At 75.7% G+C, this 9665-nt stretch carries 8 protein-coding genes; all 8 read right to left on the bottom strand.

From position 1 onward, the window contains the following. On the bottom strand, positions 1-1146 hold a 1146-nt coding region (locus IE311_RS25285; RefSeq protein WP_189834098.1), incomplete at its 3' end, for a GNAT family N-acetyltransferase. Then, positions 1143-1838, bottom strand: coding sequence for a YveK family protein (locus IE311_RS25280; RefSeq protein ID WP_189834097.1), 696 nt, complete (start codon positions 1836-1838; stop codon positions 1143-1145). The genes IE311_RS25285 and IE311_RS25280, both read right to left, overlap by 4 nt. 13 nt (positions 1839-1851) lie before the next feature. Continuing rightward, positions 1852-2985 (bottom strand): glycosyltransferase, encoded by a 1134-nt coding sequence (locus tag IE311_RS25275; protein WP_189834096.1) that lies wholly within the window; start codon positions 2983-2985, stop codon positions 1852-1854. Next, the gene (locus IE311_RS25270) at positions 2982-3785 is read right to left on the bottom strand and encodes a polysaccharide deacetylase family protein (protein WP_189834095.1); all 804 of its coding nucleotides are present in this window, start codon (positions 3783-3785) and stop codon (positions 2982-2984) included. Before IE311_RS25270 ends, IE311_RS25275 begins: the two co-directional genes overlap by 4 nt. After that, the gene (locus tag IE311_RS25265) at positions 3682-5454 is read right to left on the bottom strand and encodes a lipid II flippase MurJ (RefSeq protein WP_189834094.1); all 1773 of its coding nucleotides are present in this window, start codon (positions 5452-5454) and stop codon (positions 3682-3684) included. The genes IE311_RS25270 and IE311_RS25265 overlap by 104 nt, the downstream gene beginning before the upstream one ends. A 313-nt stretch (positions 5455-5767) precedes the next feature. Further along, positions 5768-7081: an O-antigen ligase family protein gene (locus IE311_RS25260; protein ID WP_189834093.1), complete on the bottom strand. Its 1314-nt coding sequence runs from the start codon at positions 7079-7081 to the stop codon at positions 5768-5770. Positions 7082-7083: 2 nt separating this feature from the next. Beyond that, entirely contained in the window at positions 7084-8532 is a 1449-nt protein-coding gene (locus IE311_RS25255) for an exopolysaccharide biosynthesis polyprenyl glycosylphosphotransferase (RefSeq protein ID WP_189834092.1), read from the bottom strand. Continuing rightward, the gene (locus tag IE311_RS25250) at positions 8529-9665 is read right to left on the bottom strand and encodes a glycosyltransferase family 4 protein (protein WP_189834091.1); all 1137 of its coding nucleotides are present in this window, start codon (positions 9663-9665) and stop codon (positions 8529-8531) included. The genes IE311_RS25255 and IE311_RS25250 overlap by 4 nt, the downstream gene beginning before the upstream one ends.

Below are 9665 nucleotides of genomic sequence, written 5' to 3'. Positions count from 1 at the left end.
GTGCCGCGCTCGGCCGGGGAGCCGGCCGAGCGCCCGCCCCACCCAGGGGCGTTCCCGCGCCTGCCGGGCCGCCCAGCGGCGCGCGTCGGCGGCGCCCGCGCGGAGCCAGAGCAGCGGGGCCGTACCCCGCCCGGCCAGCAGGAGCCGCTGGTTGCCGACGGTCTCGGGCCGCCAGTGGTGCTTGTACGCCTCGGTGCCGCGCAGCATGCTCAGCGTGGCCCGGCCTCCGGTGCTGGTCTCCCCGGCCCCGTGGCGGAGCAGCATCGTCGCGACGTCGACCTTGCGGGCGCGCAGGGCCGGGTCGGCTCCGTACAGATAGCCGCCGGCGAGCCGCGGGGACATCAGGGTCAGATCGGCGGCCACGACGTTCCCGGCGAGCCGGAACTCGGTGACCATCGCGTCCCCGCGTTCCACCATCGGCCGCACGGCCCGCGTGAGGTGCTGGGCGAACCGCTCGCTGGTGTGCTCGGCGGTCACCCCCCGCCCCTGCCACTGGAGCCGATGGAGCGTGAGGAGACGGTCGAGGGCGTCGGGGACCTCGGCCCCGGGGACGACGCGCGCGTCGATGCCGAGGGCGTCGAGCTTGCGCAGCTTGGCCCGGACCCGCTGGGCCTTCCCGGAGGGGATCCGTTCGAGGAGCCCTTCCATGGGGACGGCGGGCAGCTCCAGGCACAGCGAGTCGGGCAGGCGTCGACGAGGGCCCCGCCAGCCGGTGAAGACCCGTTCGCTGGCCGCCCCCGGCCGTACCTCCCGCAGGTCGATCACCGCACCCCGGGCGGTCCGGGCGAGCGCCCCGGCCAGGGCGGCCGCCGCCTCGGGGCAGTCGTCGTCGAGGAGCACGTCCGTGAAGTCGGTGATCGAGCCGCCGAGCTGGGTGAGGACGGGCAGCGGACCACGGGTGCGCATCAGGGGCGCGGCGGCGACGAGTCCGCCGTCCTCCCGTCGTACGAGCACCACCCGCAGCGCACCGGGCCTGCCGTACGAGAGCCACCAGGAGTGCAGCCAGGCGTGGGACTGGAAGGGGGTGGCGGTGGAGCAGCGCCCGTACAGCGCCGTCCACTCGGCCGCCAGCCGCCCGAAGCCTTCCTCGTCACGGCAGATCTCGGTCCGCAGGTTCCCTCGGGCTTCCGGACGTCTCGGGGTCACACCGCCTCCGGCTGGTGCGCGGCGACCGCCGGGGCGGGCACGGAGGCCGGTACGGAACCGGCCTTGACCGGGGCGGTGGGCACGGCCCCCCGGGAGTGGCGGGCCTCGCCGCGCGTGGCGGGGCGCTTCGGGCGGACCAGGAGGGCGAGGCCGCCGAGGAGGCCGCCCGCACAGCCGCCGACGAGCGCGGAGATCGGCGCGGAGGGGGAGACGGGGGCGGTCGGCCTGGTGGCGCGGGAGAACTGGACGACCTTCACGCCCGTGCTGCCCGCGACATGGGTGCTGTTGAGGATGAGCGCGCGGGCGACCCCGTCGGCCATCGACACGGCCTTCGCCGGCTGCCCGGCCTTGGCGGTGATCGAGATCATCGGCGCGTCCGGGGAGGTCGCGGCCTGTACGTTCCTGCGCAGCGTGTCGGCGGTGACCCCCGCCCACACCTGGGCGTCGCCGGTCACCGCGATGTCGGTGGCGACCCGCCCGTACGCCTGGGCGAAGCCGAGCGCGGCCGCCGGGTCGGACTTCTCGGCCGGCACGACGATGACATAGCTGGTCGCCGCGTACTGGGGGGTCTTGAGGGCCCCGTAACCGCCGCCGAGCACGGCTCCGGCGAGGACGGCGGCGGGCAGGACCGCCCAGCGGCCGGGCCTGCGGAGGCCGGCGGGGACGAGGGCACGGCGTGGGGAGGTGTTCATCGGACGGTCTCTCTCAGTTCGCGGTGGAAGGGGTGCCGTGGACGGCCTGGTCGTAGAGGGACATCAACTGCCGGGCGCTGTGCGCGATGTCGTAGCGGCGGGCGGCCGCCGGCAGCGGGAGCCGGGCGAGCCGGGCGTCCCGGATGCCGCGCAGCGCGGAGATCAGCTCCGGTACGGACTCGCCGATTCGCCGGGCGCCCGGAGCCGCCTCCGGGGTCAGGTCGTCGATCGCCGGGCAGGCCACGTACAGGACGGGCAGTCCGGCGGCGAGGGCCTCGACGACGGCGAGCCCGAAGGTCTCGTCGGGCGAGGTGGACACGAAGGCGTCCATGGCGGCGAGCAGTTCGGGCAGCGAGGGCCCGGGCGAGGCCCCGGTCGGCGGGTCCTCACAGGCCCCGGCGAGCAGCACCCGGTCGGCGGTCCCGCACTCACGGGCCACCCGCAGCAGCTCCTCGCGCTCCTCGCCCTCACCGACGAGGAGCAGGCGGGCCTCGGGGACCGAGGCCACCGCCCGTACCAGCCGGTCGAACTTCTTCCCGGGTGTCAGCCGCCCCACCCCGCCGACGACATAGGCGTCCTCGGGGAGCCCGAGGACACGGCGGGCGCGGTGGCGGGCACGGACGTCGTAGGCGAAGCGATCCGTCTCGATGCCGTTGGGGACGACCTGGATCCGGTCCGGGGGCACACCCCAGTCGGCGAGCCGCCGGGCCACGCTGGGGGAGACGGCGACCGTGGAGGTGCCCAGCCGCTCGGATGCCAGATAGAGGGCGCGGGTCCCCGCGGAGAGCGGCCTGCCCTCGATCTGGGTCTCGCCGAGCGAGTGCTCGGTGGCGATGACGCGCCGCACCCCGGCCAGCCGGGCCGCCGTCCTGCCGTACACGCAGGCGCGGTAGAGATGGGTGTGGACGAGGTCGTAGCGGCCCTGCCGGACGATCCGCGCGAGCCGCGGCAGCGCGCCGAAGTCCCGGTTCCCGGCCATGCCCAGATGGGTGACGGGGGTGCCGTCGGCCTCGATGCCCGCGGCGACGGCACCGGGGTTGGTGAGGGTGACCACCCCGCTCCGTACGGGCAGATGGCGCAACAGGAGCCGCAGCTGCTGCTCCGCGCCGCCGATGCCGAGCCCGGTGATGACGTGCAGGACCCTCATCGCGCACCGACCACGGCGGGGCCGTACGGGGCGGGGACCATATCGGCGGGGTGGCGGCGCCGCAGCGGGTGCAGAACGCGCTTGGCGGTGAGTCGCCAGGGGGTGTCGCCCTCGCCGATGTGGACCCGGGGCAGGGCGTACGTACCGGTGTGCGGGCCCGGGTCGATCGCGCAGGCGTAGTGGTAACCGGCCTTGCGTACGGCGTGGACCGCGCGCGGGTCGACCCGCCCGTACGGATAGCAGAAGCCGTTCACCGGAGCGCCGGTCATCTCCTCGAGGAGCTCGCGGCTCCGCCGGGTCTGGGCGGCGAGCTCCGCGTCGTCCGCCTCGGTGAGGGGGACGTGGGTGAGACCGTGCGAACCGATCTCCATGCCGGCCTCGGCGATCCGCAGGATGCCGTCCTCGTCGAGGAGCGACTTGCGCGGGCCCTCCGTGTCCCAGCCGTTCTCGCCGCCGAGGCGCCCCGGCAGGACGAACACCGTGGCCGTGAAGCCGTGCCGGCGCAGCAGCGGAAGAGCCGAGTCGAGGAAGTCCGCGTACCCGTCGTCGAAGGTCAGGCCGACGAGGCCCTTGGCGCGTCCCTCGGCGGTGGCGGCGAGCAGCTCCCCCACCGAGACCCCGCGCAGCCCCCGGTCGCCCAGCCAGTGCAGTTGCCGGGCGAAGCGCACGGGGGAGACGGTGACCCGGTACGGATCGTCACCGGTGTCCGTGATCGAGTGGTACATCGCCACCCACGGGGGCGGCTTCATCCACAGGGGCGGCTTCGGCAGCAGACGGCGCAGCGCGGTGGCGGCGGGCATGGGGGGTCCTCCTCCGGGAGGCGGAGCGGGGCAGGGGCGGAATCTCGGGCGCCTTGGCGGCGCAGGCGATGAAGAGCAGGAAGACGCCGATGACGACCAGGCCCGCGACGGCGACGGCGAGGGCGGCGGGACCGATCGCGAGGGAGCACAGCCAGCCGGCGCCGGTGGCCCAGGCGCCCGCGGTGGCGAGCCTGAGCAGCCCCTCGCCGAGCCGGTCGACGTGGACGGGGACGGCCTGGCGGTGCGCGCCGCGCAGCAGCAGTACGGCGGTGAGGGTGATGCCCAGGGCGTTGGCGGCGGCGATGCCGACGGCACCCCAGTAGTGGGCGCCGGGGACTCCGGCGGCGGCGGTCGTGGCGAGCCCGGCGGCCATCGCGGCGGCCGGGTACCAGAGCGGGCGGGCGGCGGAGAAGTAGCAGCGGACCAGCGCGCCCACCATCGTCTGGCCGAGCAGGCCGAGGGCGTAGACCCGCATGACGGCGGCGGTCGCGACGGTGTCGGTGCGGCTGAACTCGCCCCGCTCGAAGAGGAGCTCGACGATCCGCGGCGCGGCGGCGATGACGGTCGAGGCGCCGACGAGGACGACGACGGCGGCGAGCAGCAGATCCCGTTCGACCCGGCGGCGGGCGGCCTCGGGATCGCCCGCGGCGAGCGCGCGGGCGACCACCGGGAAGCTGACCGTGCACAGCATCAGGGAGAGGATCATCGGCATCTGCGCGACCTTCTGCGCGTAGTTCAGCTGCGAGATGGCGCCGGCGGGCAGGGGCGAGGCGAGGAAGCGTTCGATCAGGGTCTGCGACTGGCGGCAGAGCGAGAAGGCGACGACCGGCGCGATCAGACCGATGACGAGGATGCGGCCCTCGCCGGTGGAGGCTGGCGCGAGCGCCTCGGGCTCCCGCGTCGGTACGGGGCGGGCCCGCAGCTCGCGCAGCAGCGAGGGCGCCTGGACGAGGACCATCAGGACGCCGCCGACCGCGACTCCCGCGGCGGCCGAGCGCACGCCCCACGGCTCGCGGAGCAGCAGGATGGTGCCGATGATGCCGATGTTGTACGCGACGTAGATCGTGGCCGGGGGCAGGAAGCGGCCGTGCGCGCGGAGCGCGGCCGAGCAGTAGCCGACCAGGGCGAAGGACAGCACACAGGTCCCGGTCAGACGCGTGCAGTCGATCGCGAGCGTGGGGTCGGGCAGCCCCGGCGCGAGGGCCGAGACGAGCAGCGGGGCGGCGACGACGAGCAGCGCGGCGACGACGCCGACGCCGAGGGTGAGCCGGGGGAGCGTGCCGCGCACGAGGGCGCGCACGGGGTCCCCGAGCGGGGCGCCCGAACGGCGGGCCAGAGCACGGGAGAAGGCGGGCACCAGGATCAGCGCCATGGCGTCCTCGATGAGCAGCGTCGAGGCGAACTCGGGCACCGTCCACGCCACCAGGAACGCGTCGGTCTCGGCCCCGGCCCCGAAGTAGCCGGCCAGGATCTGGTCCCGTACGAGTCCGAGCACCGCCCCGACCGCGGTGAGCCCGGCGGTCACGAAGGCCGCCTTGGCGAGGAAGCCCCGGCCCTGGGGTGCGCCGGTACGGGCGGTCCGGTCCCTGGCGTGAGCCCGCCGGCCGGGTGGCCGGGGGGCGAGCGGGGATGCGCTGCCGGGACCCTTCGCGGTTCCCGCCGTGGTCATGGTCGCGGCCGCGGTTTCGGTCCTGTCCGCGGGGCCGGTTTCGGCTCCGGTGGGAGGGAGATCGCGCGCGGCCGCGCGTACGGACGCCGGTGCCGTGTCCTCCAGGAGCCGGCCCCGCGCGCCGCCCTCCGGACCCGGCCGCGCCCCGGGCCCCGGCAGCACGACGGCCCCCGGGGGCCACGGGGAGTCCGTGGGGCCCGGAGGCGTGGTCGGCCAGGGGTCGGTCGGCGGGGCGCCGGGGGGTGGGCCGCCCGTGGGCCGTGGTTCACCGGCCCGCGGGGTGTCCGTGGCCTCCGGTTCCCCGGCCCACGGGTCACGCACGCCTGACCTCCGCGAGCGCCCACCAGGCCGCGAGGCCCAGCACGACCGACATCAGGACCGTCGAGGGGCCGCCGATGTCCGCGTAGAAGAAGTCGATGAGCTGCCAGGCGAGCAGCCCCGTCGCGACCAGCGCGCAGTCCGCGCCGAGACGCCGCCGGCGCAGCGCGCCGACGAGCAGCGCCAGCCAGCTGCCCGTGAGGGCGAGCAGCCCGAACAGGCCCTGCTCGCTGAGGACCAGGAGGTACATGTTGTGCGGGGACAGCAGCGGCTGGCGCGCGAACGCGGCGCCCGCGCCCGCCGTGTCGCTGCCGGAGGACAGGGCGAGCGAGGCGTGGGAGTCGCGGTACTGGGGGAAGCCCTTGAGCCCGACACCGGTGACCGGCTCCGCGCTCCACATCCGCCCGGCCGCCGCCCACATCGTGTACCGGTCCGTCACCGACTGGTCCGGCGCGGCCGCCACCTGCGTGATGCTGGCGACCCGCTCCTTCACCATCGCCGAACCGATGCCGAGCCCGCCGACCAGGACCACACCGAGCGCGCCCGCCGCCAGCGCGACCAGGGCCGCACGGCGCGGCCCCGAGAGCAGCAGCTGGATCCCGCAGGCGAGCACCGTCGCGATCCACGCGCCCCGGCTGAACGACAGCACGAGCGGCAGGAAGAGCAGCCCGGCACAGACGAGCGCCGCCGTCCGCGTCCGGCCGGGGCCGCTGCCGAGCGCGATCCCCGTGACGACGATCAGCCCGTACGACACGACGGTCGCCATGCCCATCACATCGGTGGGCCCGAAGGTGCCGACGGCCCGGATGTCCTCACCCATGTACGAGGCGCCGGTGCCGGTCAGGTACTGGCCGACGCCGACCGCGCCCTGGAGCAGCGCGAGCCCGACCAGGCTCCAGGCGACCACGGCGAAGTCCCGCCGGTCGCGGAGCAGCAGCAGCACGGCCCCCGGGACGAGCACGAAGATCTGTACGTAGCGGGCGACGCCCGGCAGGCTCGCCGCCGGGTCGTTCGAGGTGATCGCGGCCAGACAGATGCCGAGGACCGGCAGCCCGAGGACGACGGCCGCCGTCCGGGTCAGCGGCCGGGCGCCGCCGCGCAGCACCCGGACGAGGCAGATCAGGACGAGGAGTCCGGAGGCCGCGTCGGCGACCGTGCCCGTACCGCCGGTGCCGCCCTGCGCCCCGCCGCTGCCGGGGACGAGCAGCAGGGCGATCACGGCGAGGACCGGGGAGAGCGCCCCGACCCGGCGCGCCCACTCCCGGACCTCGTCCGGAGCGGGCGCCGGCACCGTCACGGCCGTGGCCATCCTCAGCTCCCCGTGGGTCGGACGAGTCCGGCCGCCGTACGCAGCAGGATGCAGACGTCCTGCCAGAGCGACCAGTGATCGATGTAGTGGTTGTCGAAGCGGCAGCGGTCCTCGATCGAGGTGTCGCCGCGCAGCCCGTTCACCTGCGCCAGACCGGTGAGCCCCACCGGCATCCGGTGCCGGGCCGCGTAACCGGCGTGGATCTTGCTGAACTGGGCGACGAAGTAAGGCCGTTCGGGTCGCGGCCCGACCAGGCTCATGTCTCCCCGCAGGATGTTCCACAGCTGCGGCAGCTCGTCGAGCGAGCTCTTCCGCAGGAAGCTCCCCGCCGCGCTCATCCGCCGGTCGCCCGCGACGTTCCAGCGGGTCGCCGACTCGGTGTCGTCGGAGGGGCGGAGCGTACGGAACTTCAGCAGCGTGAAGTGGCGCCCGTGCTGACCCACCCGCTCCTGCCGGAACAGCACCCCGGGACCGTCCGAGAGCCGCACGGCCAGCGCGCAGAGCAGCAGCACCGGCAGCGCGAGCGCGAGGGCGGGCGCGGCGCACGCGATGTCGAGGGCGCGCTTGGCGGTCAGCCCGCGCCGCTCGGCCGGCGGGACGACGCGGTGCCAGGCGTACCCCCACATGTGCTCGCCCATCGGACCGGCCTGCTGCCGTCCGCCGACCCGCCACGTGGTGCAGCCGTAGTGCTGGAAGAGCGTCACCAGACCCGGGTCGTCGTCGAGGAACACCGCGTCGCGCACGGCGTTCTGGATGACGGCCCGGTGGATCTCCTCGGTCGTGGTGAGCACCGGCAGCCCGGGCTCCCCGGCCGGCCGGGGAGCGCCGCCCTGCTCGGGCACCCCGACGATGCCGACCGGCCGCACCCCGTACTCGGGGTGCTGGACGGCCGCCGCGGCGAACCGGCGCGCGGCCCCCGACCCGCCGATGACGAGGGCCGACCGCGGGTTGTCCCGCGCGACCCGGCGCCGCCGGGCGAGCATCAGCGCCCGGACCAGGACCACGGCCCCGACGTGGATGCCGTACGCGGCACAGAGCCGCAGCGGACCGATCGCCAGGGACGGGGAGAACGCGGCGACCCCGGCCGCCGCCAGACACCAGGCGACACCGGCGCGGGAGGCCAGCGCCGGCAGTTCGTCGAGCGCCCGGGTGTGCACGGGGGGCCGGTAGAGCCCCGCGTGCCCGTCGAGGACCAGGACGAGTGCCACGATCGGCAGCAGCAGCCGGGCGTCGTGGTGTGCCGTGCTGAGCTGCGCGGCGGCGGCGAGCACGGCCAGGCAGTCCACCGCGAGGAGCGGCAGGACCCCGGGCCGCGGCCGTGCGGGACGGCGCGGCAGGGTCAGGCGGTCGGTCGTGCCGCGGCGCGGCGCGAGGGAGGCGAGGCCGAAGGCCTGGCCCGCGGTGGGCCAGGAGCCCGGTGAGGAGGGAACGCTGGTGCTTTCGGTGGTCACTGCGCAATCGGCTCTCTGTGCTCGGTGCCCCGCACTCCGGCCAGGTCGCGGTAGACGTCCGCGACGGCCGCGCCGGTGCGCCGGACATCGAATCGGCTGAGTACGTGCTCGTGGGCCTCGCGGCCCAGGCGGTGCCGGAGCTCCTGCCTGCCGAGGAGGCGGCCGAGAGCGGTGGCGAGCGCGGCCGGGTCCTCGGGCGGGACCAGGCACAGGGGTTCATGGGAGGACGGCAGGCTCTCGCGGGCCCCGTCGACGTCGCTGACGACGACCGGCCGGCCGGCGGCCATGGCCTCCAGGGGCGCGAGCGCCATGCCCTCCCAGCGGGAGGGCAGGACGACCACGTCCGCGGCCCGGTACCAGGGGACGGTGTCGTCGACGGCACCGGTGAAGCGCACCGAGGGACCGGCGGCGGCGCGCAGCCGTTCGCCGTCGGGGCCTTCACCGACCAGGACGAGCCGGGCCGTCGGCACCTCCGCGAGGACGGCGGGCCAGGCCGAGAGCAGCACGTCCTGTCCCTTCTGGCGGCAGAGCCGGCCCACGCAGACGACGGTGGGCGCCGGATTGCCTGGCGGTCCGTCGGTCGCGAACCGGTCCACGTCCACGCCGTTGTGGACGACGGACCAGTCGGCCGTGATGCCCGCGGCCTCGCCGGTACGCCGTTCGGCCTCGCTGACACAGAGGATCCGGTCCGTCCAGCGGGCGCCGAACCGCTCCCAGCGGCGGGCGAGCGAGGCGGTCGTTCCCTCGACCGCCTCGAAGGACCAGGCGTGCGGCTGATACACCGTCGGAACCCGCCCCCGCAGGGCGAGTCGGGCGCAGAGCCCGGCCTTGGCGCTGTGCGCGTGGACGAGATCGGGCCGGACGGCACGGATCAGCCGGGCCAGTTCCCTCGTCTCACGGACGATCCCGGGACCGGGGTCGCGGCCGGCCCGCCAGTCGTGGGTCTCGGCCCCCTCGGCGCGGACGGCGGCGGAGAGGACGGTCTCCGGCGGGCAGGCGACCGCGACCCGCAGGCCGGCGGCGAGCTGGGCGCGGACCAGGTCGATGACGACGCGGGCGACCCCGCCGTCACCGGGCTGGACCGCGTGCAGGACGGTGACGGACCCGTGGTCCGTGTCTCGTGGAGGCAGCAC

The sequence above is a fragment of the Streptomyces zaomyceticus genome (assembly GCF_014656215.1).
Classification (GTDB): Bacteria; Actinomycetota; Actinomycetes; order Streptomycetales; family Streptomycetaceae; genus Streptomyces; species Streptomyces zaomyceticus.
Note: the sequence above shows the minus strand (reverse complement) of the source record. Positions and strands in the feature narration are given on the sequence as shown.

What these genes read in the sequence shown, in the direction of transcription:
- IE311_RS25280 (WP_189834097.1), bottom strand. Translation starts at nt 1,838, where the DNA reads ATGAACACCTCCCCACGCCGTGCCCTCGTCCCCGCCGGCCTCCGCAGG.
- IE311_RS25275 (WP_189834096.1), bottom strand. Translation starts at nt 2,985, where the DNA reads ATGAGGGTCCTGCACGTCATCACCGGGCTCGGCATCGGCGGCGCGGAG.
- IE311_RS25270 (WP_189834095.1), bottom strand. Translation starts at nt 3,785, where the DNA reads ATGCCCGCCGCCACCGCGCTGCGCCGTCTGCTGCCGAAGCCGCCCCTG.
- IE311_RS25265 (WP_189834094.1), bottom strand. Translation starts at nt 5,454, where the DNA reads ATGACCACGGCGGGAACCGCGAAGGGTCCCGGCAGCGCATCCCCGCTC.
- IE311_RS25260 (WP_189834093.1), bottom strand. Translation starts at nt 7,081, where the DNA reads ATGGCCACGGCCGTGACGGTGCCGGCGCCCGCTCCGGACGAGGTCCGG.